Source organism: Aminobacter sp. MET-1 (genome assembly GCF_026521175.1).
In the GTDB taxonomy this organism is placed as follows: domain Bacteria; phylum Pseudomonadota; class Alphaproteobacteria; order Rhizobiales; family Rhizobiaceae; genus Aminobacter.
In genome coordinates this window covers 322,076-345,131 of sequence record NZ_JAMSHL010000003.1, presented here as the reverse complement: position 1 = coordinate 345,131, position 23,056 = coordinate 322,076, and the positions used below count along the sequence as shown (strand labels likewise).

At 64.8% G+C, this 23,056-nt stretch carries 24 protein-coding genes; 14 read left to right on the top strand and 10 right to left on the bottom strand.

What is annotated here, in order from left to right; all coding sequences use genetic code 11:
• Positions 1 to 63 precede the first annotated feature (63 nt).
• The 3 genes from NDO48_RS06715 to NDO48_RS06705 are packed head-to-tail and all read left to right on the top strand — an operon-like array spanning position 64 to position 2,602.
• Positions 64 to 708 (top strand): DUF1285 domain-containing protein, encoded by a 645-nt coding sequence (locus NDO48_RS06715; protein ID WP_026227411.1) that lies wholly within the window; start codon positions 64 to 66, stop codon positions 706 to 708.
• A complete protein-coding gene (locus NDO48_RS06710; RefSeq protein WP_267321194.1) occupies positions 708 to 1,340 on the top strand; it encodes a CoA pyrophosphatase in 633 nt (210 codons plus the stop codon). The genes NDO48_RS06715 and NDO48_RS06710 overlap by 1 nt, the downstream gene beginning before the upstream one ends.
• Entirely contained in the window at positions 1,337 to 2,602 is a 1,266-nt protein-coding gene (locus NDO48_RS06705) for a CCA tRNA nucleotidyltransferase (protein ID WP_267321172.1), read from the top strand. Before NDO48_RS06710 ends, NDO48_RS06705 begins: the two co-directional genes overlap by 4 nt.
• 2 nt (positions 2,603 to 2,604) lie before the next feature.
• On the opposite strand, the gene NDO48_RS06700 is transcribed toward NDO48_RS06705, so the two are convergent.
• Entirely contained in the window at positions 2,605 to 2,790 is a 186-nt protein-coding gene (locus tag NDO48_RS06700; protein ID WP_018429052.1) for a DUF1059 domain-containing protein, read from the bottom strand.
• 115 nt (positions 2,791 to 2,905) lie between these two features.
• On the opposite strand from NDO48_RS06700, the gene NDO48_RS06695 reads away from it, so the two are divergent.
• Both NDO48_RS06695 and NDO48_RS06690 read left to right on the top strand, forming a co-directional pair.
• On the top strand, positions 2,906 to 3,793 hold the full coding sequence (locus NDO48_RS06695) for an EamA family transporter (RefSeq protein ID WP_267321171.1): 888 nt from the start codon (positions 2,906 to 2,908) through the stop codon (positions 3,791 to 3,793).
• Between the two features lie 223 nt (positions 3,794 to 4,016).
• Positions 4,017 to 5,039 (top strand): SMP-30/gluconolactonase/LRE family protein, encoded by a 1,023-nt coding sequence (locus NDO48_RS06690; protein WP_157632778.1) that lies wholly within the window; start codon positions 4,017 to 4,019, stop codon positions 5,037 to 5,039.
• Between the two features lie 84 nt (positions 5,040 to 5,123).
• On the opposite strand, the gene NDO48_RS06685 is transcribed toward NDO48_RS06690, so the two are convergent.
• The 3 genes from NDO48_RS06685 to hemF form a co-directional block, all read right to left on the bottom strand.
• The gene (locus NDO48_RS06685; protein WP_018429049.1) at positions 5,124 to 5,384 is read right to left on the bottom strand and encodes a DUF1344 domain-containing protein; all 261 of its coding nucleotides are present in this window, start codon (positions 5,382 to 5,384) and stop codon (positions 5,124 to 5,126) included.
• A gap of 280 nt (positions 5,385 to 5,664) precedes the next feature.
• Positions 5,665 to 7,485, bottom strand: coding sequence for a DEAD/DEAH box helicase (locus tag NDO48_RS06680; protein WP_267321170.1), 1,821 nt, complete (start codon positions 7,483 to 7,485; stop codon positions 5,665 to 5,667).
• A gap of 349 nt (positions 7,486 to 7,834) precedes the next feature.
• Positions 7,835 to 8,749 (bottom strand): oxygen-dependent coproporphyrinogen oxidase, encoded by a 915-nt coding sequence (gene hemF, locus NDO48_RS06675; protein ID WP_267321169.1) that lies wholly within the window; start codon positions 8,747 to 8,749, stop codon positions 7,835 to 7,837.
• Between the two features lie 78 nt (positions 8,750 to 8,827).
• Between hemF and NDO48_RS06670 the strand changes: the two genes are divergently transcribed.
• Complete coding sequence (locus tag NDO48_RS06670) at positions 8,828 to 9,085, top strand: hypothetical protein (RefSeq protein WP_018429045.1); 258 nt, start codon at positions 8,828 to 8,830, stop codon at positions 9,083 to 9,085.
• Positions 9,086 to 9,376: 291 nt separating this feature from the next.
• Here NDO48_RS06670 and soxR read toward each other — a convergent pair whose 3' ends face one another.
• Together soxR and NDO48_RS06660 are read right to left on the bottom strand one after the other, a co-directional pair.
• Entirely contained in the window at positions 9,377 to 9,817 is a 441-nt protein-coding gene (gene soxR / locus NDO48_RS06665) for a redox-sensitive transcriptional activator SoxR (protein ID WP_018429044.1), read from the bottom strand.
• Between the two features lie 103 nt (positions 9,818 to 9,920).
• Positions 9,921 to 10,397 (bottom strand): tRNA (cytidine(34)-2'-O)-methyltransferase, encoded by a 477-nt coding sequence (locus NDO48_RS06660; protein ID WP_267321168.1) that lies wholly within the window; start codon positions 10,395 to 10,397, stop codon positions 9,921 to 9,923.
• A 281-nt stretch (positions 10,398 to 10,678) separates the two neighbouring features.
• Between NDO48_RS06660 and NDO48_RS06655 the strand changes: the two genes are divergently transcribed.
• The 8 genes from NDO48_RS06655 (at position 10,679) to NDO48_RS06620 (ending at position 19,439) form a co-directional block, all read left to right on the top strand.
• Complete coding sequence (locus NDO48_RS06655; protein ID WP_018429042.1) at positions 10,679 to 10,996, top strand: hypothetical protein; 318 nt, start codon at positions 10,679 to 10,681, stop codon at positions 10,994 to 10,996.
• Between the two features lie 153 nt (positions 10,997 to 11,149).
• Complete coding sequence (locus NDO48_RS06650; protein ID WP_267321167.1) at positions 11,150 to 13,027, top strand: ABC transporter ATP-binding protein; 1,878 nt, start codon at positions 11,150 to 11,152, stop codon at positions 13,025 to 13,027.
• A 339-nt stretch (positions 13,028 to 13,366) separates the two neighbouring features.
• Positions 13,367 to 15,244 (top strand): ABC transporter ATP-binding protein, encoded by a 1,878-nt coding sequence (locus NDO48_RS06645; protein WP_267321166.1) that lies wholly within the window; start codon positions 13,367 to 13,369, stop codon positions 15,242 to 15,244.
• Positions 15,245 to 15,284: 40 nt separating this feature from the next.
• A complete protein-coding gene (locus tag NDO48_RS06640; protein ID WP_018429039.1) occupies positions 15,285 to 15,593 on the top strand; it encodes a DUF6665 family protein in 309 nt (102 codons plus the stop codon).
• A gap of 330 nt (positions 15,594 to 15,923) precedes the next feature.
• The gene (petA, locus tag NDO48_RS06635; RefSeq protein WP_018429037.1) at positions 15,924 to 16,487 is read left to right on the top strand and encodes a ubiquinol-cytochrome c reductase iron-sulfur subunit; all 564 of its coding nucleotides are present in this window, start codon (positions 15,924 to 15,926) and stop codon (positions 16,485 to 16,487) included.
• Positions 16,488 to 16,504: 17 nt separating this feature from the next.
• On the top strand, positions 16,505 to 17,806 hold the full coding sequence (locus NDO48_RS06630) for a cytochrome b (protein ID WP_018429036.1): 1,302 nt from the start codon (positions 16,505 to 16,507) through the stop codon (positions 17,804 to 17,806).
• Between the two features lie 25 nt (positions 17,807 to 17,831).
• Positions 17,832 to 18,695 carry a cytochrome c1 gene (locus NDO48_RS06625; RefSeq protein ID WP_018429035.1) on the top strand — a complete coding sequence of 288 codons (864 nt, stop codon included), beginning with the start codon at positions 17,832 to 17,834 and terminating at the stop codon, positions 18,693 to 18,695.
• 198 nt (positions 18,696 to 18,893) lie between these two features.
• Entirely contained in the window at positions 18,894 to 19,439 is a 546-nt protein-coding gene (locus NDO48_RS06620) for an adenine phosphoribosyltransferase (RefSeq protein ID WP_026227410.1), read from the top strand.
• Positions 19,440 to 19,717: 278 nt separating this feature from the next.
• Here the strand turns inward: NDO48_RS06620 and NDO48_RS06615 are convergent, their stop codons facing one another.
• From NDO48_RS06615 to NDO48_RS06600, 4 genes are all read right to left on the bottom strand, one after another.
• Positions 19,718 to 20,176 (bottom strand): MaoC family dehydratase, encoded by a 459-nt coding sequence (locus NDO48_RS06615; protein WP_018429033.1) that lies wholly within the window; start codon positions 20,174 to 20,176, stop codon positions 19,718 to 19,720.
• The gene (locus tag NDO48_RS06610) at positions 20,173 to 20,634 is read right to left on the bottom strand and encodes a MaoC family dehydratase (RefSeq protein WP_018429032.1); all 462 of its coding nucleotides are present in this window, start codon (positions 20,632 to 20,634) and stop codon (positions 20,173 to 20,175) included. The genes NDO48_RS06615 and NDO48_RS06610 overlap by 4 nt, the downstream gene beginning before the upstream one ends.
• A gap of 82 nt (positions 20,635 to 20,716) precedes the next feature.
• Positions 20,717 to 21,691 (bottom strand): magnesium/cobalt transporter CorA, encoded by a 975-nt coding sequence (corA, locus tag NDO48_RS06605; RefSeq protein ID WP_018429031.1) that lies wholly within the window; start codon positions 21,689 to 21,691, stop codon positions 20,717 to 20,719.
• Between the two features lie 183 nt (positions 21,692 to 21,874).
• Positions 21,875 to 22,669: an APH(3')-II family aminoglycoside O-phosphotransferase gene (locus tag NDO48_RS06600; protein ID WP_267321165.1), complete on the bottom strand. Its 795-nt coding sequence runs from the start codon at positions 22,667 to 22,669 to the stop codon at positions 21,875 to 21,877.
• Positions 22,670 to 23,056 lie beyond the last annotated feature (387 nt).

Here is a 23,056-nt window from a genome sequence, read left to right as displayed (position 1 = left end):
CGCGTTCAACTTAAATCACTCGCCTATGCTGACAAGCGCAACAACAGTGACTATTTCGTGACCATGACCGCGGAGCTCAACCACACAGACGAAGCGATGGCCCAGGCCGGGATGGCCCGCGCCGACGATGCCGCCGGGCTCGAGGCGCTGATCGCGCGCGCCGCCCGCGCCGGCAAGGGCCTGCCGCCGGTCGAACGCTGGAATCCCGATTTCTGCGGCGACATCGACATGGAGATCCGCGCCGACGGCACCTGGTTCTATCTGGGCACGCCGATCGGCCGCGCGCCGCTTGTGCAGCTGTTCTCGACCGTGCTGCGCAAGGATGCCGACGGGCGGACCTATCTGGTCACGCCGGTCGAGCGCGTCGGCATCCGCGTCGTCGACGCCCCTTTCGTCGCCGTCGAGATGAATGTTGCGGGCGAGGGCACCGACCGGGTGCTGACCTTCCGCACCAATGTCGGCGATGTCGTCGAAGCCGGCCCCGAGCACCCCTTGCGTTTCGTCGACGAGCCCGAAACGGGCGGCCTCAAGCCCTATCTGCTGGTGCGCGGGCGGCTGGAAGCCCTGGTGGCGCGGCCGGTGATGTACGAGCTCGTCGAACATGGCGAGCAGATCGAGATCGACGGCAAGGTGATGTTTGCCGTCCGTTCGAAGGGCGAGGTCTATCCTGTGATGCCCTGGGACAGGCTGGAGCGGTTGAGCACGTGATGGTTCATGCCCGGCCAGCGCATTATTCGGCGCAGGATTTCCGCCAGCGCGCGGTGCAGGAGCATCTCAACGATGCCGCCGCCGACTATGGCGACCATGTGCTCAATCCCGGGCTGCGCGAAGTCTTCGTGCATGACCGCCTGCGCAATGCCGCGGTGCTGATCCCTGTCGTCGACCATGGCGACGCCTCGACCGTCATCCTCACCAAGCGCGCCGACAAGCTGAAGAACCATTCCGGCCAGATCGCCTTTCCCGGCGGCCGCATCGATCCCGGCGACGTGTCGCCGGAGGCTGCCGCCCTGCGCGAGACATCGGAGGAGATCGGGCTCGCCTCTGGCTACATCGACGTCATCGGCCGGTTGCCCGACTACGTCACCGGCAGCGGCTACCGCATCGCGCCGGTGCTCGGCGTGGTCCGTCCGGGTTTCCAGCTGACGGTCAATCCCGACGAGGTCGACGACATTTTCGAGGTGCCGCTCGGTTTCCTCATGGACCCCGCCAACCACAATCGCGCCAGCCGCACCTGGCAGGACCAGGAGCGCTTCTTCTACGCCATGCCCTATGAAGAGCGTTACATCTGGGGCGTGACCGCCGGGATCATCCGGGCGTTGTATGAAAGGCTTTACGCGTGAGCGTTTCGATTGCCGGCAAGGCCCCCTGGCTCGACGAGCCCGATCTCCAGACCCTGCTTGCGGCGCTGAACGCCGATGGCGAGCAGGCGCGCATCGCAGGTGGGGCGGTGCGCAACGCGTTGCTGGGCGAGCCTGTTGCCGATGTCGACATCGCCACCACCAACCTGCCTGACGAGACGGTGCGGCGCGCCGAGGCTGCCGGCTTCAAGACGGTGCCGACGGGCGCCGAGCACGGCACCATCACCGTGATTTCAGGCGGCAAGCCGTTCGAGGTCACGACGCTGCGCGCCGATGTCGAGACCGACGGTCGCCATGCCAAGGTCGTCTTCGGCCGTGACTGGAAGGCCGACGCCGAGCGGCGCGACTTCACCATCAACGCGCTCTATGCCGAGGGCGACGGCACGGTCATCGATCTTGTCGAAGGCATAACCGATCTCGACCGCCGCATGCTTCGGTTCATCGGCGATGCCGAAACCCGTATCCGCGAGGACTATTTGCGTATCCTGCGCTTCTTCCGCTTCTTCGCCTGGTATGGGTCCGGCCGGCCCGACGCCGAGGGGCTGAAGGCCTGCGCCCGCCTCAAGGACGGACTGCCGCGGCTGTCCGCCGAGCGCATCTGGTCGGAGATCAAGAAGCTCTTGTCGGCGCCCGATCCTTCGCGCTCTCTGCTGTGGATGCGCCAGGCAGGCGTGCTGACAACGGTGCTGCCCGAGACTGAAAAATGGGGCATCGACGCCATCCACGCGCTGGTCCGAACTGAAGCCGATCTCGGCTGGCCGGTCGACCCGCTTCTCCGTCTCGCCGCCATCGTGCCGCCGGATGCGGCACGCATGAAGGCGCTCGGCGACCGGCTCAGGCTGTCGAATGCCGAGGCCGACCGGCTGGTGCAATGGGCGGCGACGCCCAAGATAGAGCCCAAGGTTACCGAAGGCGAACTGTCCAAGCGGCTCTATCGCGGCAATTTGCAGGGTCATCTCGACCGGCTGCGCCTCGACCTTGCGGCCGCGCGCGGCCGGGCCCAGCAGGACGACAAGGCGCTGGTCGAGGCCGGCGGCTATTTCCGTCTGCTGTCTCATGCGCAGAAGTGGCAGAAACCGCAGTTCCCGCTGCGCGGCGGCGATCTTGCGCCGCTCGGCGTCGAAGGCGCCAAGCTCGGCGCATTGCTCAAGGCGCTGGAAGCCGAATGGGTCGATAGCGGTTTTTCGCTGGAAAGCGACGCACTGCTCAAGCGCGCCGCCGATAGCCTTGACAGTCAGGCCTGACGTCAGGCGACGTCGCGTACCTTCTCGATGCGCGAGCGGATCGCTTCGATCATCGTCTCGCGGATGACGGTTTCGCCATGCGTCTCGCGCAGGTGCTCTGCGACACGGCGCATGATCTCAGCTTCGTCCTCGTGGCGCGTATGCCATTGGCAGCCGGGGACGAGCGACCCGCATTGAAACTCCTTCATCGGATGTCTCCTTTCCTCCCTCCTTGGGTGGGCAACTATAACACGTATCCCCTGAAATGGTTGCGCCACGCTGGCCCTGCCGTGTAAGGGCCGTACCAAACGGTGGGGCCAGCACGTGAATTCCATATCGGCGGCGCATTTCGGCCGGGCTATGATCGTGCTCGCCGTATTCCTCCAGGCAATCGGCAAGGTGATGTTCGGCACATGGCTGTCGAGCTTCCCGTCGCCCTTCTTCGTCCTCATCAGCTTTGCGCTCACCGCGGGCTTCTTCCTTGCATTGTCGCGCCAGGGCGTGGGCGAGAAAGCCTGGGGACCGCTGCTGCTGCTCAACGCCAGCACGGCTCTCACCTTCCTGTGCTTCTTCTACGCCCTGAAGCTGATCGAACCCGCCATCGTCGGCGCCGTCGAAATCGGCATCGGTCCGCTGCTGGCGGTCGGCATCACCTTCATCCTGACCGGTGAACGCCCGACGCGCATGCGCGTTGCCGTCTGCGGCGGCATCCTTGTCGGCTGCGCCGTCCTAGGGCTTTCGGCCATGCAGGGAAGCGGCTTTGCCACCTTCGGCTGGAACGCCTTGCTCGGACTGTCGGCCAGCGCTGCTGCCGGTGTCGGTGCCGTGCTGATCACCATCGCGTCCAAGGCCCTCCTGAACCGTGGCTGGAAGTTCGGCGCCGTCCTCGCCCATCGCTTCTATCTGATCCTGCCTGTCTCGCTGGCGTTGACGTGGGGCGCAGATACCGCCGGGATCGAGTGGTCCAACCTGCTCCTCGTCCAGCTGCTGGTGGTGTCCGTCGTCAGCGTTCTCGCCCCGCTCTATCTTCTGCAAGTGGGTATCGGTCGGTGCGACGCCTACACGGTCATGGTGACAATGGCCGCTCTGCCTGTCCTGACGTTCATCGTCGAAGGGTTCTCGCCGGTCTATTCATGGTCGTGGCTGACGGCTGCGGGGTTGGCGGTCGTGACGGCGTTCCTGCTCGTCGATGTCCTTGCCAGGCGCTCGTAACCAGAGACAGCTGCACAACGCCGGTAGTTGATGCCGGCCAGGCGGCCTTGCCAAAAGTCCGAGTCATTCGAAGGCTTTGCCGCATGACCCTCGGGCGATGATTCCGCTGCTTCAGCCATCGCTGCATGTGGGGCTGCGGCTTAGTCCGAGCGGACGATGCCTGACATTTCAGGGTTGCGGACCTTCGATCCGAAGCAGGACGAACCTGCGGAGGAGGAAACCGATGCTACGCAGCGCAGCGACACTTGCACTTCTCTTGTCATCCGCGGTCTTGCCAACTCTGGCAGCACCGGCGTCCGCGTCCGACTGGCGCATCCTGGCGCAGTTCGACGACGCGCCGGAGGGCCTGGTCTCCGATGGCGCGGGCGGCTACTTCGTCAGCCTCTACCACTCCGGCCACATCATGCGCGTCGACAAGGACGGCAAAGCAAGCCGGATCGCCGATCTGCGCAGTGTCGTCGGCAATGCCGAAGGCAGCACCGTCGGCCTCGACTGGGACCGCAAGGACACGATCTACGTGGCGTTCTCGGAGTACTCCAGGCATTTCCCGTGGCCGGCCAAGGCCAACCTCGCGGTGGAGGCTTGCGGCGATGCCACCGTCACCAAATCGGGCCTCTACAAGGTCACGATCTCGACCGGCAAGGTCGAACCGGTGGTGACGCGCGCCGACGGCTATCCGTTCTGCTTCCCCGACGATCCGGCCGTCGCCGCCGACGGCAAGGTCTATGTCTCCGACCTCAGCCTGCAGGCGATCTGGAAGGTCGATCCTGCAAGCAGGTCGGCGGAGGTGTGGTCCAAGGATCCGCTGTTCAGCCCTGGTGACAGGTCGTTGAGCGGCTATCCCGTCGGCGTCAACGGCATTGCGCTATCTGGCGACGGCAAGTCGCTGTTCGGCGTCACCGGGGGCATTCCGATGCTGGTGAAAGTGCCGATCAACGCCGACGGCAGCGCCGGCAAGGCCGAGATGCTGGCCTATGGCTACGACAACATGGATGGCCTGGAAGTGGATGCCGAAGGCAATTTCTACCTCACGGAAACCGCGCGAAGCGAGGTCTGGAAGGTCAGCGCCGACACCAAGAAGCGCCAGCAGCTGGGCAACCCGCTTCAGGCGCCGCTGGGCGCGCCGGCCAGCATCGCCTTCGGCAATGGCGAGATCTGCGTCACCAACCTGAATTTCTTCGGCCACCTGCCAGCCGAGAAGGCGAACTCGATCGCCTGCGGTAAGCTTGTCGATCCATTGTGGTGAGCGGGCGCAAACCCGACATGCGGGAACTCTGATCGCAGAAACGGGCGGAGCACCGCTCCGCCCGGTTGCATGCCGGCAGAGCCGTCAGTGCATGATCTTGACGGTTTCGGCGACCTTGTTCTTGCCGCTCATGTCCCACATGACCGAAACCTTTTCACCCGCCTTCAGGCCCGGATCCTTGAATTTCTTCGGCAGCATGAACGTCGTGCCGTCATCGAGGATGAGGCTCATCGCCTTGGAATCGAAGGTCTTGATGGTGCCGTCTGTGTGCTGGGCGGCGGCGAGGGCAAGTGCTGACGTGGCGAGGACCGCAGCAGCGGCTGCCGGGATGATAAGCTTGCGCATGGCGTGCTCTCCGACGAGGGCGGGCGCGCCAGCATGGCGATCCCGCTTCCTGGCAAAAGGGCCGTCCGGGCGCGTCGGGTCGCGGCTCGCCTCGGGCAAACCGCCGGCGTTTCCTCGGCCCCGACGATAGAAATAGACAGGCCGTTGCGCCCGCACATTAGACGAAAAACATATTGTTGATCGCAGCGGACGCCACATTCATCGCCACGATCAGGCGCTTTGTGGCGCGATCGTGCAAGGCCCGGACCTTACGAAAATGTATTCCGGGCCCCGCGCGGGATTATTCGCCGAACTTCTTTTTCGGCTTGAACTTCTTGGCCGCGCCGTCACCCTTGGGCTTGCCGCCCCAGGGCTTGTCGAAGCCCGGCTTGTCGCCCTTGGGCTTGTCGTAGGGCTTCTTGTCGAAGGCCTTTTTCTTGAAGGGCGGCTTGTCCGAAGGATCGTACTGGCCCTTGCGGTGCTGCTTCTTCGGCTTGGGGCTGGTGTTGCCGGCGCCGGGCGCGCCTTCAAGCCGCCTGATGTCGACGCCTTTTTCGCCCGATCCGTTCTGCTCGACCGTTCGTGCGTAGTTGTCGGCGCGGCTGGCCACCACTTCGAAATGCGTCTCGGTGTCGAAGATGCGGATCGAACCGATCTCGTTCTTGGTGACGTGGCCCGCCTTGCACAGCAGCGGCAGCAGCCAGCGCGGTTCGGCACGCTGCTTGCGGCCGACCGAGACGGAGAACCACACGCCGTCGGTGAAGCGGTTGTCGGGACGTTCGGCCTTGGCAGCGTCGAATGTCGGGATGGGGCGGTCCGACAGCTCTTCGGCTGCCGGGCGCGACGCCATCTGCTGGCGCAGCCAGGCCAGCGCGATCGCCTCGGGCGAGTGGGCGGCGAGGATCTCGGCGACCTGTGCCGCCTCGTCCTCGGCCGGAGCTTCGGCATTGGCAAGTTCGGCCAGCATGCGCTCGCGGTTGCGGGCGTCGATCTCGGCGGGGCCGGGGGCTGCCTGGGTGGTTGCCTCGAGTTTCGCCAGCTTGAGCAGGCGGGCAGCGCTGCCGCGACGGTGGAACGGCACGACCAGCACGCACACGCCCTTGCGGCCGGCACGCCCGGTGCGGCCCGAGCGGTGCAGCAGCGTGTCGGGATTGGTCGGCAGGTCGGCGTGGATCACGAGGTCGAGATTGGGCAGGTCGATGCCGCGGGCGGCGACGTCGGTCGCCACGCAGACGCGGGCGCGGCCGTCACGCATCGCCTGCAGCGCATTGTTGCGCTCGGCCTGGCTCAGCTCGCCCGACAGGGCCACGACCGCAAAGCCGCGATTGGCGAGACGCGCCGAGAAATGCTTCACCGCTTCGCGCGTTGCGCAGAACACCATCGTGCTCTGGGCGTCGAAATACAGCAGCGTGTTGATGATGGCGTTTTCGCGCTCCGGCGGCGCGACGAGAACCATGCGGTACTCGATGTCGTCATGCTGGCGGCTTTCGCCGGCGGCCGTGATGCGCAGGGCGTTGCGCTGGAAGCGCTTGGCCATCTGGGCGATCTGCGGCGGCACGGTGGCCGAGAACAGCAGCGTGCGGCGTTCCTGCGGCGCTGCGGCCAGGATGAACTCGAGATCCTCGCGGAAGCCGAGGTCGAGCATCTCGTCGGCCTCGTCCAGCACCACGGCGCGCAGGCCGGAGATGTCGAGCGAGCCGCGGGTGATGTGGTCGCGCAGGCGGCCCGGCGTGCCGACGACGATGTCGGCACCCTCATCGAGGGAGCGGCGTTCCTTGCGCATGTCCATGCCGCCGACACAGGAGGCGATGCGGGCACCGGTGCCGGCATAGAGCCATTCGAATTCGCGGCGCACCTGGATAGCCAGTTCGCGCGTCGGCGCGATGATCACGGCACTTGGCGCGGCTCCGGGCGCGAAGCGCTCGCGGCCGTCGAGAAGCGTCCGCGCAATGGCGATGCCGAAGGCCACCGTCTTGCCCGAGCCGGTCTGCGCCGAAACCAGAAGGTCGACGCCTTCGGCCTCGGGAGCCAGCACCGAGGTTTGCACCGGGGTCAGCGTTTCGTAGCCACGCGCGGCGAGCGCCCCGGCCAGTGCCGGAACCATGTTGTCGAAAATCGTCACGAAAGTCTTCCAATGAGAGCAAGGCCCGTCACATCGGGACGAGGGCCAAGGAAAACGCGCTCTCTAAAGGCTTGCTGCCCGCGCGTCAATGCGACGAGTGGGCAGATCAGCCATGCGGCCGATACATGCCGCCCGCATCGGACGGCGGCGTGCGCATCTGGGCGTGACGGTCTGAGCTCCGCAGCCCGAGCGGTCTAGAAGTGGTAGTTGACGCCCATCCGCACCGTGTCGAATGTCAGCTTCGACCCGTCGAACTGGCCGAAGTCATTCGGTGTCCGCGAGCAAGAACTGATCTCAATCCATAGTTGCAGCTCTGCAACAGCATATGAGCGCAGAGGCGCGGCTCCGCTCAGGGCCACCGAACTTCGGGCGGCATGCTCGACAGGATCGACGCGATATTGCCGCCGGTCTTCAGGCCGAAGATCGTGCCGCGATCGTAGAGCAGGTTGAATTCGACATAGCGGCCGCGGCGCACCAGCTGTTCGTCGCGATCGCCATCGGTCCAGTTGGTGTTGAAGTTCTGGCGGACGAGATGCTGGTAGGCGACGAGGAAGGCGCGGCCGACATCCTGCACGAAACGGAAGTCGGCGTCCCAGCCGCCCTTTTCTTCCTGAGAATGCTGCCAGTCGAAGAAGATGCCGCCGGTGCCGCGCGGCTCGTTGCGGTGCGGCAGGAAGAAATATTCGTCGCACCAGTCCTTGTATTTGCCGTAGTCGGCCACGCCGGGATGCTTGGCGCAGGCAAACTGCATCGCCTTGTGGAAGGCGACGGTATCGGCGTCTTCCTGGCTGCGGCGGCGGTCGAGCACCGGCGTCAGGTCGGCGCCGCCGCCGAACCACCAGCGCGACGTCGCCACCATGCGCGTGTTCATGTGCACGGCCGGCACGTTCGGGTTCTGCGGATGGGCGATCAGCGAGATGCCCGAAGCCCAGAAGCGTGGGTCTTCCTCGGCGCCCGGCATCTGCTTGCGGAATTCGGGCGAGAACTCGCCATGCACGGTCGAGGTGTGTACGCCGACCTTCTCGAAGACGCGGCCATGCATCATCGACATGATGCCGCCGCCGCCCTTGCCCTCGTCGCGCTGCCACGGCGTGCGTTCGAAGCGGCCCGGCGCCCAGCTTGCCAAGGGACCCTGGACCTCGTCCTCCAGCGCCTCGAAGGTCTGGCAGATGCGGTCGCGCAGTTCCTCGAACCATGCGCGGGCGCGCGCCTTCCTGTCTTCGATGTCGGCCGGCAGTCCGGCCGGAATTTCGGGACGCTGCAATTTAGGCTCCGCACAAATGACTCGTAATTTTCCGCGCGATCCCTAATCTCCCTGACGACAGGGTCAAGGAGTTCTTTGATGGGCACCCCGACCAGACCGCCGCTGGATGATCTCAGGAAGCGGCTGCATCGAAGCCGGGCCGAACGCGCCGACAAGCCGCGCGACGGGTTCCTGCGCGAGACCTTCGTGCTGCCGCGCAACGATGCCAGGGCCAAGGCGCAGGAATGGTTCGCGCGCTGGCCGAAGCAGGCCTACTGGACCGAAATCGAAAGCTGGTTCGAGCGCCCCGGCGACGTCATCGAGTTCACCATCCGCCGCCTGCCGACATCGGATTAGGGCCAATCCTGCATTGCCGGTCCTGCCGTGAGCGCAAAAGCAAGAGCGCCGAAGCCGCTCCGCTGTCTCACCAGTTTCCGCTCTTGCCGATTCGACTGGCGATGTGGATGCCGGACGGCGGCGCGATGGCGAAGCCGCAAAGGGCCGCAGTGCCACATTGGCCCTTCGGCACCACCGGCCTGGTGAGGCCGGCGAGGTTGGCGAGCGTCCCGGCGACGGCGGACGCGATTGCAAACAGCCGGGTCGTGGTGACCGCCGGCGGGCAGTTCCTGCTCCGCGGTCAGGGAGGGACTAATCCTTCACCAGCAATCTCTGCGGCCCCGGGCCCTGGCGCGCCAGCCTGTCTTCGCGGTTGCGCAACGGGCATTTGTCGATCGACATGCAGCCGCAGCCGATGCAGTCGGTCAGCCCGTCGCGCAGCTTCTTCAGCTGTTCGATGCGGTGGTCGAGGTCGTGGCGCCAAGCTGTTGAAAGCAGACTCCAATCCTCCCGGTTGGGCGTGCGCCCGTCAGGCAGCGTGGCGAGGGCCGCGGCAATGTCGGCAAGCGAAATGCCGACATCCTGCGCGATCCTGATCACGGCCACCCGGCGCAGCACGTCGCGCCCATAGCGTCGCTGGTTGCCGGCTGTCCGGTGGCTCTGGATCAGCCCGCGCGTCTCATAGAAATGCAGCGCCGAAACAGCCACGCCGCTGCGCCGCGCCACCTCGCCGACGGTGAGTTCCTGAGCCATGAAAATTCCCGCTTGACCTCAATATAAGTTGAGGTTGTACGAGCTTGTCCGTGACATTGCAACGCAAGGAATTCAGGCCATGTTCGATGGACGCCGGATCGACCTAACCAGCCTCAGGCGCCTGGCCGAGCTGGCGCAGCGCCTCGCCGGTGACCATCGCCGCACTCAGAGCGACGTTGAGGCTGCGGCCGCCGCCGGGCATCGGGATGATCAGCCGCTCGAAGGCGAGATCGTGGACGTGGTCGGGCACGCCGGCCGATTCGCGGCCGACCATGACGATGTCGCCTGGTTCGAAGCGGAAATCCGTGTAGGGCAGGGCGGCTTTCGTCGACAAAAGCACCAGCCGCCGCGCTTCGCTGTGCCGCCAGTCCTCGAAACGATCGAAGTCGATGTGCCGGGTCAGGGCCGCCATTTCGAGATAGTCCATGCCGGCGCGTTTGAGTGCCCGGTCGGAAATGTCGAAGCCGGCCGGCTCGATCAGGTCGACGGCGACGCCGAGACAGGCAGCCATGCGCAGGATCGTGCCGGTGTTGCCGGCGATATCTGGCTGGTAGAGGGCGATGCGCAGGCGATGGTCCATGTCGATGTCCTAATCTGTGGCTGCAAGGCAACAGCAAGTCGTGCCAAAGCAAAAAGTGCAGATGGTGCTGTGGCGTTCTGCCGCGAAGGGGAGTATACGGCCGTCATTGTCAACTCGAACCGATGGAGGGGTACATGATGCTGCTTGACACTCACCGCCCCACCTGTGGGCGACGAACTGCCTGACGGTGGTACCGGTTCGACGATCTCCCTGACATCTTCAGGCCTATTCGTATCGCGGTCCGCCGAAGCCTACCCACGGTTTTTCGAAGGACAATTCCGATGTTTGTCAACATCCCCGGCGGGCACGATGCCCGCAACGAACACGACTCCGTATTTTTTGCTCACCGCAACGACATAGCCGACGCCAGGCACCACGCCATGATGCTGGCGCTCGGCGCGCATCAGCCCAAGGCGGACCCGGTCGCGCGGCAGCGTCCGCACCGCGGCATGCTGCCCGACGTCGACCTGACCAATGTCGTCGTCGATCCGAACCACCGGCCGCTGATCGGCCGCCTGGTTGCCCTGATCGGCCGGCTTGCCGGCCGGTCGGAGCAGGCAAAGCCTGCTGCCGGAACCATGTCAGGAGGCAGACGCTGAGGATTCGCCGAATCCTCAGCAGTCCCCTACATTCGGAAGGCCCCCGCAGCAGTTTACGACAAGGATCCGGCCAGCCATGGCCGTGCCAATGCCCACCAACATACGTCCCACGCGGAATTCGCCGCGTGCCGCATACCGAACTGAGAGACTGAGATGTTCCGCTGGTTTGAAAACAGACTGAACCCGTTCCCATCGGAGGAGCCGGTCGAGCCGCCCAAGACGCTTGTGGCGTTCTGCCTGCACTACACGAAGGGTGCATGGCTCTACATCATCGTCGCCGCGGTGCTGACGTCGCTGATCGCGCTCGCCGAAGTGTGGATGTTCGGTTTCCTCGGCAACATCGTCGACTGGCTGTCGGCCCAGAACCGCGAGACTTTCCTGCAGAACGAAGGCTGGAAGCTCGCCGGCATGGCCTTCATCGTCATGGTCATCCTGCCGGGCATGGTGGTGCTGCAGTCGCTGGTCAACCAGCAGACGCTGATGGGCAATTATCCGATGCGCATCCGCTGGCAGGTGCACCGCTACCTGCTCAAGCAGTCGATGAGCTTCTACCAGGACGAATTCGCCGGCCGCATCGCCACCAAGCTGATGCAGACCGCGCTCGCCGTGCGTGAGTGCGTGGTCAAGCTGATCGACGTGCTCAACTACGTCATCGTCTATTTCATCGGCGTGCTTATCATCGTCGGCTCGGCCGACCTGCGCCTTGCAGCGCCGCTGATCGTCTGGCTCGTCTGCTATGTTTTGTTGCTGCGCTATTTCGTGCCGCGTCTCGGCAAGCTCGCCGAGGAGCAGGCCGATGCACGCTCGACCATGACCGGCCGCGTCGTCGACAGTTACACCAACATCCAGACGGTCAAGCTGTTCTCGCATTCGCGCCGCGAGGCGTCGTTTGCCAAGGAAGGCATGGCGCTGTTCATGAACACCGTCTACCGGTCGATGCGGCTGGTGACCTCGCTCTACGGCGTCCTCTATCTGCTCAACTCGACGCTGCTGCTGTCGGTCGGCATCCTGTCGATCACGCTTTGGCTCAACGGTGCGGTTTCCATCGGCGCGGTCGCGGTCGTGCTCGGCCTGGTGCTGCGCCTGTGGGGCATGTCGCAATGGATCATGTGGGAGGTCTCGGGCCTGTTCGAGAGCATCGGCACCGTCCAGGACGGCATCACCTCGATTTCGATGCCGCGCGTGGTCGAAGACAGGACCGACGCCAAGGCAATCGTCGTCGGCAAGGGCGCGATCTCGTTCGACCAGATCGGCTTCCACTATGGCAAGCAGAAGGGCGTGATCGAGAACCTCACCCTCGATGTCAAGCCGGGCGAGAAGGTCGGCATCGTCGGCCGCTCGGGCGCCGGCAAGTCGACGCTGGTCAACCTGTTGCTGCGCTTCTACGACATCGAGAAGGGCCGCATCCTGATCGACGGGCAGGACATTTCTGCGGTGACGCAGGACAGTCTGCGCGCCCAGATCGGCATGGTCACGCAGGACACGTCGCTGCTCCACCGCTCGGTGGCCGACAACGTGCTCTATGGTCGCCCCGATGCATCGGAAGCGATGATGGTCGAGGCGGCGCGTCGCGCCGAGGCGCTCGACTTCATCGGCAATCTCGCCGATCCTAAGGGCCGCAAGGGCTTCGAGGCCCATGTCGGCGAGCGCGGCGTCAAGCTGTCGGGTGGCCAGCGCCAGCGCATCGCGATCGCGCGCGTCATGCTCAAGGACGCGCCGATCCTGATCCTCGACGAGGCGACCTCGGCGCTCGATTCCGAGGTCGAGGCGGCGATCCAGGAAAACCTCTATCGCCTGATGGAGGGCAAGACCGTGATCGCCATCGCCCACCGCCTGTCGACCATCGCTGCGATGGACCGGCTGGTCGTCATGGACAAAGGGCGCATCGTCGAACAGGGCAGCCATGACGAGCTGGTCGCCAAGGGTGGGCTCTACGCCTCGCTCTGGCAGCGCCAGTCCGGCGGCTTCCTGCCCGACGACATGACCGACGCCGCCAACGACGCCGAGGCCAAGGGCCAGGCGGCCGAGTAGGGCACGTCGCACGACCTGGATCGAGGCCTCCCTTGGGGGAGGCCTCTTTCGTTTTCGGGGAGGTGCATTTCGGGGCAGGGGGGCGGGAGCCGTGCTGCGCGTTGCGATGGCGTCGGCGGCATTCGACAGGGACAGCGGCGATCAGGAGGTCGATGCCCGCATCGGCCTGTTCCCGCATCCTCCTGTTAATGTGAACGTACCGCCCAACAATCGCCCGGGTTGCAGGCAGGCTCCTGACAGGCGGCGGTTGCCTCGTCGCCCCGTTTGGGCCGACAATCGCGAGTCGGCGCCTCGGTCTTCTCGAGGCATCAGATCCATCTGGCTTGGTCCCGGGCGCGCATGAACAAGATCTACGACTGGTTCGAGAACTGGGTCTTTCCCTTCCGGGAGCCCAAAAACCTCAGGCCGCCGTCGTCGGTGTGGGGCTTCATCTGGCACTATGTCGGCCAGGCGCGGGTCGCCTTCTTCGCCATGCTGGTCATCGGCGGCATAGCTCCGCTGGTCGAGGCCGGGCTGTTCTATTTCGTCGGCCGCCTCGTCGACATCCTCGACCAGATGCCCGCCGACCGCAGCTGGGCGTCGCTGTGGGCCCATGCCGGACCCGAGCTGCTGTTCATGGCGGTGACCGTCCTGGTCATCCGCACCATCGTCGTCGGCTTGTCGGCGCTGGTCGACGAGCAGACGATCACGCCCGGTTTCTACAATCTCGTGCGCTGGCAGGCCCACCGCCATGTCTCGCGCCAGTCCTATTCTTTCTTCCAGAACGATTTCGCCGGCCGCATCGCCACCAAGGTCTGGCAAGCGGGGCAGGCGACCGGCGACCTGATGGAAAGCTTCATCGAGGTGGTGTGGTTCATGATCGTCTATACGGTCACCACGCTTGCGGTCGTCGCCGGCCTCGACTGGCGGCTGGCCGCACTCGTCGTCGTCTGGATCGTCGCGTTCGGCTTCCTCGCCCGGCGCTACCTGCCCACCATCCGCAAGCATGCCGAGGCAACCGCCGAGGCCGGCTCGATGATCAACGGCCGCATCGTCGACAGCTATTCCAATGTCCAGACGCTGAAGCTCTTCGCCTCCGACGGCGACGACCGCTACATCCGCTCGGGCTTCGACATCTATCTCGGTGCGCTCCGGCCCTTCACCCGCAAGCTAACAGGCGTGCGCATGGCGCTGACGACGCTGTCGGGCGTGATGATCACGGTCATTGCCTGGTATTCGATCCATCTCTGGGTCGAGGGCGCGATCTCGGTCGGCGCGGTCGCCTTCACGCTCAGCCTGGTGCTGCGCCTCAACATGCTGCTCGGCCGGCTGATGATGCAGCTCAACGGCATCCTTCGGAACCTCGGCGTGCTCGAGAACTCCAAGGCGCTGATCTCCCAGCCGCTCGGCCTCGTCGACAAGCCCGGCGCTGCCGAACTCGTGGTCAAGGGCGGCGAGATCAAGGTCGACCATGTCGTCTTCCATTACGGCAAGGGCGGCGGCGTGCTCGACGGCATCGAGCTGACAGTCCGCCCTGGCGAAAAGGTCGGCATCGTCGGCCCCTCGGGTGCGGGCAAGACCACGCTCGCCAACCTCATCCTGCGCCTCTACGACCTCGAGGGCGGACGCATCCTCATCGACGGCCAGGATGTCGCCGCCGTGACGCAGGACTCGCTGCGCGGCCAGATCGGCGTCGTCAGCCAGGATACCGCACTGTTCCACCGCTCGCTGCGCGACAACATCAAGCTCGGCAAGCCCGAGGCCTCCGACGCCGAGGTGTTCGCCGCCGCGCGCCGGGCCGAGGCGCATGAGTTCATCGGCACGCTCCAGGACAATCGCGGCCGCGCCGGCTACGACGCCTATGTCGGCGAGCGCGGCGTCAAGCTGTCGGGCGGCCAGCGCCAGCGCATCGCCATTGCGCGCGTCTTCCTCAAGGACGCGCCGATCCTGATCCTCGACGAGGCGACCTCGGCGCTGGACAGCGACATCGAGGCGGCGATCCAGGAAAACCTGACCGCGCTCATGCAGGGCAAGACGGTGCTGGCCATCGCCCACCGTCTTTCGACCATCGCCGCGCTCGACCGGCTGGTCGTGCTCGAGCAGGGCCGCATCGTCGAGCAGGGCACTCATGACGAGCTCATCGCGCTCGACGGCCTCTACGCGCGGCTGTGGAAGCGCCAGTCCGGCGGCTTCCTCTTCCATGAGGAAAGCGTGCTCGATGAATCGCGGCCGGCGTGATCAGGTGGCCCCGAGGCGCCCAGCGGAGTAAGCTACTGACATGTCGGTCCGCCCGCCCAGCATTTTCTCGAACCGTTCCGAGCAGGTCCTCAACGTGCTCGAATACGAGTTCATGGCCGAAAAGGCGGCAGCGCTGGGCCGCGCCGGCGAGCGGGTTGGGGAGGCGATCGCGAGGCTCGCGGCGTATGAGGGTGATCCCGAGGCGCGCCGCATCCTGCTCAAGGCAGCGTCCGACGCCGTCTATGCCTACTTCATCCAGCGCGAGCTTTGCGGCCACCGCCGCCATGACGACGCCATCCGCGAGTACGCCATACCGCGGGAAGTGCTGGTGCGACTCGGCGCGGCATAAGCCAACAGGGGCCGTGCCGCGGCAAGGTCGGCCATCGCCGCTCGGGTCCACAGCACTTGTTAGAAGCTCCGTCCGGCGCTCGCCCGGCTGGCCGCAAACCCGCGGAATTCGGCGTCTTCGCGATGGTTTTCCACCGGCTAACGTTAGCCCCGCGACAATCTGCCCATATGCCCCGTGCCGACTGGACAAAAACGGGCTTCACGCATAAACCGAAATCCAAATGCCGGAGGAATTCGCTAGCCTGGTAGCCATGCGCCGTCGGGCTCGCATCATTGAGCGGGGACAAGTGCTCAGCCTCCGGTTGGAATTGAGGCAAAAGGATCAGGTCCCGTGAGCGCAACCGATACGAGCGAGCCCAATCGCCGCGATTTTCTCTATGTGGCCACTGGCATGGCCGGTGTGGTCGGCGCTGCCGCTGTGGCTTGGCCCTTCATCGACCAGATGCGTCCGGACGCTTCGACGCTCGCCGCTTCGTCGATCGAGGTCGACGTCTCGTCACTGACGCCGGGCATGTCGCTGACCGTCAAGTGGCGCGGCAAGCCGGTCTTCATCCGCAACCGCACGCCTGAAGAGATCAAGGCCGCCCAGGACGTGGCGCTGGCCGATCTCAAGGACGCCAACGCCCGCAACGCCAACCTCCCTGGCGATGCTCAGGCCACCGACATCGACCGCACGGCCGGCAAGGACAAGGAAAACTGGCTGGTCATGGTCGGCGTCTGCACCCATCTGGGCTGCGTGCCGCTCGGTCAGCAGGGCGATTTCGGCGGCTGGTTCTGCCCGTGCCACGGCTCGCACTACGATACGGCGGGCCGTATCCGCAAAGGTCCGGCGCCGGAAAACCTTCATATTCCGACATTCCAGTTCATTTCCGACACGAAGCTTCGGATAGGCTGAGCAGGGGACATAATTCCATGAGCGGTGGACACTCGACCTATTCGCCCAAAACCGGCATCGGCCGCTGGATCGACGCACGCATGCCGCTGCCGCGGCTGGTGCACGATTCATTCGTCTCCTATCCGGTTCCGCGTAACCTGAATTACGCCTACACCTTCGGCGGCATCCTTTCGATCATGCTGGTGGCGCAGATCATCACCGGCGTCGTTTTGGCCATGCACTACGCCAACGACACCACGCTGGCCTTCCAGTCGGTCGAAAAGATCATGCGCGACGTCAACTCCGGTTGGCTGCTGCGCTACATGCACTCCAACGGTGCGTCGTTCTTCTTCATCGCCGTCTACATCCACATCATGCGCGGTCTCTACTACGGCTCCTACAAGGCGCCGCGTGAGCTGCTCTGGATCCTCGGCTGCATCATCTATCTCTTGATGATGGCGACCGGCTTCATGGGCTACGTTCTGCCCTGGGGTCAGATGTCCTTCTGGGGCGCCACCGTCATCACCGGCTTCTTCACCGCCATCCCCCTGGTCGGCGAGTGGATCCAGCAGCTGCTGCTGGGCGGCTTCGCCGTCGACAATCCGACGCTGAACCGCTTCTTTGCGCTGCACTACCTGCTGCCGTTCATGATCGCCGGCGTCGTCATCCTGCACGTCTGGGCCCTGCACGTCACCGGCCAGACCAACCCGACCGGCATCGAGGTGAAGTCCAAGACTGACACCGTTGCCTTCACGCCCTATGCGACCATCAAGGATGGTTTCGCCATGGTCGTGTTCCTGGCCGTGTTCGCCTACTTCATCTTCTACATCCCGAACTATCTCGGCCACCCCGACAACTACATCATGGCCGACTCGCTGAAGACGCCTGCGCACATCGTCCCTGAATGGTACTACCTGCCGTTCTACGCGATCCTGCGCGCCATCACCTTCAACATCGGACCGATCGACTCCAAGCTGGGCGGCGTGCTCGCCATGTTCGGCTCGATCGCGGTGCTGTTCGTGGTGCCGTGGCTCGACACCTCGAAGGTCCGTTCGGCGGTCTATCGTCCGTGGTACAAGCTGTTCTTCTGGCTCTTCGTCATCAACGCCATCTTCCTGGGCTGGCTCGGCTCGCGTCCTGCCGAAGGCGCCTATGTGGTGATGTCGCAGATCGCAACGCTCTACTACTTCGCGTTCTTCCTGGTCATCATGCCGGTGCTCGGCCTGATCGAGACGCCGCGTCGCCTGCCCAATTCGATCACCGAAGCGGTGCTCGAAAAGAACAAGGGCGGCTCGGCTCATCCCGCAGGCGCCACCGCCGCCCCGGAAACCCGTGGCTGAACGAGAATCTGAGAGGAATTCCGGAATGAAAAAGATTCTCCACAGCCTGGCGGCCATCGGCTTCCTTCTCGTCGGCACCGCCGGCGCGGCGGTTGCCGCCGAGGAAGCCAACCACGCTGCCGAGCCGACGCACTTCCCGATCCACAAGCCGAAGGAAATGGACTGGACCTTCGCCGGCCCGTTCGGCACCTTCGACAAGGCCCAGCTCCAGCGCGGCCTGAAGATCTACAAGGAAGTCTGCTCGGCCTGCCACTCGATGAACCTGGTGGCGTTCCGCACGCTCGAGGACCTCGGCTACTCGGAAGCGCAGGTCAAGGCCTTCGCCGCCGAGTACGAAGTGCAGGACGGCCCGAACGGCGATGGCGAGATGTTCACGCGCAAGGCGCTGCCGGGCGACCACTTCCCGTCGCCATTCCCGAACTCGGCTGCTGCCGCCGCCGCCAACAATGGCGCTGCTCCGCCCGATTTCTCGCTGATCGCCAAGGCGCGCGGCGTCGAGCGTGGTTTCCCGACCTTCGTCTTCGACATCTTCACGATGTATGCGTCGAACGGTCCTGACTACATCCACGCCCTGCTCACCGGCTATGACGAGCAGCCGCCGGCCGGCATGGAAATCGCCGAGGGCACGCACTACAACCCGTTCTTCATCGGCGGCAAGTCGCTCGCCATGGCCAAGCCGCTGTCGGATGGCCAGGTGACCTACGAAGACGGTTCGCCCGAGACGGTCGAGCAGTATTCGCGCGACGTCGCGGCCTTCCTGATGTGGGCTGCCGAGCCCCATCTGGTGGTGCGCAAGCAGACCGGCTTTGCGGTCATGATCTTCCTGGTGCTGTTCGCCGGTCTCGTCTACGCGACCAAGCGCCGGGTCTGGGCCAACGTCGCCCATTGATCGGGCACGATCCAAAAGAAATCGAAGGGGCGCCGAAAGGCGCCCTTTTCTTTTGCTGCCCAAGCCGTCAAAAGTGACGGGCATTGTCCTTGGGCCGGATTGGACTTCCGGTTCGGGCTTGCACAGATTCACGGTTCTACAGTGTGGTTGCGCGTCCTTGCCGATGACGTGCCGGCTGGAGACAACGGAGCCCCGCCGATGAGCACTTCCCTCGAGCAGACGCTGATCTCCTCGATCCGCAACATTCCCGACTATCCCAAGCCCGGCGTCATGTTCCGCGACATCACCACGCTGCTCGGCGATGCGCGCGCCTTCCGTCGCTCCATCGACGAGCTGGTCCATCCTTATGCCGGGACCAAGATCGACAAGATCGCCGGCATCGAGGCGCGCGGCTTCATCCTCGGCGGCGCCATGGCCCATCAGATGTCTTCCGGCTTCGTGCCGATCCGCAAGAAGGGCAAGCTGCCGCACGAGACCGTGCGCATCGCCTACAGCCTCGAATACGGCCTCGACGAGATGGAGATGCACAAGGACGCGGTCGCGCCCGGCGAGAAGGTCATCCTGGTCGACGACCTCATCGCGACAGGCGGCACCGCGGAAGCCGCCGTCAAGCTGCTTCGCCAGATCGGCGCCGACATCGTCGCCGCCTGCTTCGTCATCGATCTGCCCGACCTCGGCGGCCGCAGGAAGCTCGAAGCGCTTGGCGTCGATGTGCGCACCCTGATCGCCTTCGACGGGCACTGAGCGGCGGTTTCAGGCGGCATAGCGGGCCGCTGCGCCTGGAGTATTGGTAGTGCGACGAGGCGGGGAATTTCCTCGCCTCGTTGCGTTTGGCGGGCAGGCACGTTCCTCGCTGCATTTCGCGAGGCCTATTGATGTCTCGAGCGGGGTGAGCGTTTCCGCGGCCAGAGGATTTCTTGGGCGGGCCAGAGGAGGCCGAAGGAGTTCTTTGAAAATGGCCAGATCGTTGGCTTTTCCTGATCTTCGGTCACCACTCCTCACCCGACAAGGGAGAGGGAAGGCTAGCCCACCTTCACCAGCACGGCGCTGTCAAACTCAAGCACCTTGTCGCCGGTCGAATCGAAGGCTTCGGAGTGGATCGTCAGCATGCGCCAGCCGGGCCGTGAGGCGAGGGGCCGATGGTCGAGGCCACGCCGGGTGAATGTCACGGTCTCGCCGGCAAAGACCGGCTTCAGCCATTTCAGGTTCTTGAAGCCGGGTGAGGGGCCGAACTCGGGCTTTGGGCCCTCGCCGTCCCAGGCGCGGCCGCGATGCGCCAGGTTGAGCTTCATCCACACCGCCGTGGTGTGCCAGCCCGAGGCGCAGAGACTGCCGAAGACGCTGTTCCTGGCCGCGTCCTCGTCGGTGTGGAAGGGTTGGGGATCGTATTTGCGGGCAAAGTCCTTGATCGCCTCGGCGCTGAAATGATGGCTGCCGAGCGTGATGGTTTCGCCGATGCCGAGATAGTCGTCGAGGGTCATCGAGTGGCCTCGCGGGTCAGGAACATGCAGGTGTTGACCAACTCGAACACCGTCTCGCCCTTCTGGTTGACGAGCTCGGCGCGCCAGCTGACGAAGCCGAGCCCCGGCTTCGACCGCGACAGGCGGCTGGACAGGACCGTCAGCCTGCCGCCGAGCGTGTCGCCTGCCAGCACCGGCCGTTTCCACTTGGCGTAGTCGATGCCGGGCGCGCCCTGCGATGTCGAGTCGAGCAGGACGGCGTCGCACAGCATGCGCATGAACATCGAGCAGGTGTGCCAGCCAGACGCCGACAGCCCGCCGAGAATGCTCGCCCTGCCGGCCTCTTCGTCGAGATGGAAGGGCTGGGCGTCGAATTCCGAGGCGAATTCGATGATCTCTTCGGCCCGTACGACCTTGGTGCCGAGGTCGATGACGACGCCCTCGGCAAGGTCCTCATAGGCCCATTTCCTGACGCTCATCGGATATCCTGTTCAATCTTGTACGATCACCATGAGCCGGTTTCGCGTCATGGGCAAGACCCGGACCGGGCGACCTGTTGGCTCAGAGCCAGCCGCGGCTGCGGAACCACCAGAATGGAAGGATGGCCGAGACGATCATCAGGCCCAACGCGAAGGGGTAGCCGAACAGCCATTTGAGCTCCGGCATCAGCTCGAAATTCATGCCGTAGATCGAGGCGACGAGCGTCGGCGGCAGGAAGACGACGGCGGCGACCGAGACGATCTTGATGATGCCGTTCTGCTCGATGTTGATCATGCCGAGCGTGGCGTCGAGCAGGAAGGTGATCTTCTGCGACTGGAACGAGGCGTGGTCGGCGAGCGATGTGATATCGCGCGCCAGCGTCTTCACCCGCGCCTTGGCATCCTTGCCGTTCTTGGTCTGGCCGGTGGCGTTGGCGAGGAAGCCGGCGAGGCGCTGCAGCGAGGTCAGGCTGTCGCGCATGTTGGCGGTCAGCGATTCCTTGCGGCCGATGTCCTTGAGCAGCTGCTGGAAGTCGCGGTCGCGCTTGGAGGCCTTCTTGGCCGTTGGGTTGAAGATGCCCTTTGACAGGCTCTCGATGTCGCGCGAGACGCGCTCCAGAACGTCCGCCAGCCGGTCGACGATCGCTTCCAGAAGGCCAAGCAGGATGGTCTCCCCGGAGGTGCAGCCAATCGACGCCTTCTCGGCCCGCATCGGGAAGGTCTGGAAGGCGCGCGGCTCGTGATAGCGGATGGTGACCAGCAGGTTGCGGCGTAGCACAAAGGTGACGGGCGACATGATCGGGTCGTCGCTGTCGGCCATCGACGGCAGCGTCGCGGTCATGAAGTAGGCGCCGTCCTCGACATAGAGGCGCGAGGAAATCTCGATCTCCTCCATTTCCTCGCGGGTCGGAACGCCGACGCCGAGCCATTGCTCGATCGTCGCCTCTTCCTCGCGTGTCGGATTGAGCAGGTCGGCCCAGACGATGCGGTCCTTGTCGGCCTCGATGCCGTCAGTTGACCGCAACCGGTCATTGTCCACGACGAATGCCTTGATCATCGCCGGGTCTCCCTTGTTCGAGGCGCGATTTGCCCGTCTGGGGGCGGGCGCAGGATAGCGTCAAAACGGGCCCTGGGAAGCCCGGCCGGGATGTGCCGTCGGTAGCCGGCGCAGTCAAGCCAGCAGTCGGTAGGAGCGTGGCGTGACAGGACTATGACGTTCCGGCCGGAATGCAGCGATGGCTCAGAAGAACTCGTCGAGCAGACGGTAGTAGGCGAGCTTGCCGGCATCCGCGTCCGGCATGCCATAGGCGGCAAGGAACGGCTCGACCCAGGCTTTGCCGAGATTGTGGGTGATGCTCCAGCAGGCCAGAGCGAGGTCCTGGTGGCGATCGGCAACGCCCAGGCGGGCGCAGTCGATGAAGCCCGCGAAACGTCCGTCAGCGGCTATGTAGTTGGGCAGGCAGGCGTCGCCATGGGTGACGACAAGGTCCTCGCTTGCGGGGCGGGTCGCCAAAAGCTCGGCGAAGGCGCTCTCGGCCGTGCGGCCTTCGCGTTCGTCGTCGAAGTCCTCTTCGTCGACCTCACCGGCCTCGACGCGCCGTTGCGCCAGCGCGATGCGGTGTTCGAGGCGATGATCGAAGGGGCAGGAGGCGATGTCGAGCGCATGGAGCCGCCGCAGCGCACCCGCCATGACGGCAATTGCCCCGACGGCGGGCATCTCCTGCGAAACGAGATCGCCGCCAGGCAGCGCGCTCATCAGCAGCCAGTGGTGCCCGCCATGGGTTTCGAAGCGGAGCGCTTCGGGGCAGGGGATGCCCTGGCTGGTCAGCCAGCTCAGTCGCGTCACCTCATCGGGAAGCTCGGCGAAGGGGCCGGCCTCCTCTGTCTTGAGGAACAGCACAGGCTGGCCTTCTGCCTCCAGCCTGAAGACGCCGGCATTCGAAGCGCCGATCGTCTGCCGGCTCCAACCGTAGCCGGACAACGCGTCCCGCAACGAGCCGGGAAGATCGATCTCGATAGGCACGTGCTGCGTCATCTGTCCCCCTAGAGCTTTGCCTGTTGCGCCGACAGCATCGCAGCCGTCCTTGCTTGCAGGGCAGATAGGTGTTCGAAGTGGAGCCGTCGAGAACAATCTGGTTGGTCGTGCGTGAGAACATGCGAACGATTTGTGCCTGTGCCCTCGATGCTCGAAGCAGAGAGGGCGGGCGAAACAAAAAAGGCCGGGGTGAACCCGACCTTTCTCTAGCGCCTCAACATCCTGTGCCAGTACATCCGTGGTCAAAGGTGGAGGCGATCTGCAATCTCCATGCCTGAGTACAGCGGGATGGTTAATGGAAGATTAAGGGCGAGGCCGTCTCCCGGCGTGATCGTCCGTTGTCGCGAATATCGGCGGGCGGCCTGTGTGGCGGCGCCACAGCCGTGT

Bases quoted from the DNA above. Each gene is read 5' to 3' on its own strand.
- NDO48_RS06715 (WP_026227411.1), top strand. From the start codon at position 64: ATGACCGCGGAGCTCAACCACACAGACGAAGCGATGGCCCAGGCCGGG.
- NDO48_RS06710 (WP_267321194.1), top strand. From the start codon at position 708: ATGGTTCATGCCCGGCCAGCGCATTATTCGGCGCAGGATTTCCGCCAG.
- NDO48_RS06700 (WP_018429052.1), bottom strand. From the start codon at position 2,790: ATGAAGGAGTTTCAATGCGGGTCGCTCGTCCCCGGCTGCCAATGGCAT.
- NDO48_RS06690 (WP_157632778.1), top strand. From the start codon at position 4,017: ATGCTACGCAGCGCAGCGACACTTGCACTTCTCTTGTCATCCGCGGTC.
- NDO48_RS06685 (WP_018429049.1), bottom strand. From the start codon at position 5,384: ATGCGCAAGCTTATCATCCCGGCAGCCGCTGCTGCGGTCCTCGCCACG.
- NDO48_RS06670 (WP_018429045.1), top strand. From the start codon at position 8,828: ATGGGCACCCCGACCAGACCGCCGCTGGATGATCTCAGGAAGCGGCTG.
- soxR (WP_018429044.1), bottom strand. From the start codon at position 9,817: ATGGCTCAGGAACTCACCGTCGGCGAGGTGGCGCGGCGCAGCGGCGTG.
- NDO48_RS06660 (WP_267321168.1), bottom strand. From the start codon at position 10,397: ATGGACCATCGCCTGCGCATCGCCCTCTACCAGCCAGATATCGCCGGC.
- NDO48_RS06655 (WP_018429042.1), top strand. From the start codon at position 10,679: ATGTTTGTCAACATCCCCGGCGGGCACGATGCCCGCAACGAACACGAC.
- NDO48_RS06650 (WP_267321167.1), top strand. From the start codon at position 11,150: ATGTTCCGCTGGTTTGAAAACAGACTGAACCCGTTCCCATCGGAGGAG.
- NDO48_RS06645 (WP_267321166.1), top strand. From the start codon at position 13,367: ATGAACAAGATCTACGACTGGTTCGAGAACTGGGTCTTTCCCTTCCGG.
- NDO48_RS06640 (WP_018429039.1), top strand. From the start codon at position 15,285: ATGTCGGTCCGCCCGCCCAGCATTTTCTCGAACCGTTCCGAGCAGGTC.
- NDO48_RS06630 (WP_018429036.1), top strand. From the start codon at position 16,505: ATGAGCGGTGGACACTCGACCTATTCGCCCAAAACCGGCATCGGCCGC.
- NDO48_RS06625 (WP_018429035.1), top strand. From the start codon at position 17,832: ATGAAAAAGATTCTCCACAGCCTGGCGGCCATCGGCTTCCTTCTCGTC.
- NDO48_RS06620 (WP_026227410.1), top strand. From the start codon at position 18,894: ATGAGCACTTCCCTCGAGCAGACGCTGATCTCCTCGATCCGCAACATT.
- NDO48_RS06615 (WP_018429033.1), bottom strand. From the start codon at position 20,176: ATGACCCTCGACGACTATCTCGGCATCGGCGAAACCATCACGCTCGGC.
- NDO48_RS06610 (WP_018429032.1), bottom strand. From the start codon at position 20,634: ATGAGCGTCAGGAAATGGGCCTATGAGGACCTTGCCGAGGGCGTCGTC.
- corA (WP_018429031.1), bottom strand. From the start codon at position 21,691: ATGATCAAGGCATTCGTCGTGGACAATGACCGGTTGCGGTCAACTGAC.
- NDO48_RS06600 (WP_267321165.1), bottom strand. From the start codon at position 22,669: ATGACGCAGCACGTGCCTATCGAGATCGATCTTCCCGGCTCGTTGCGG.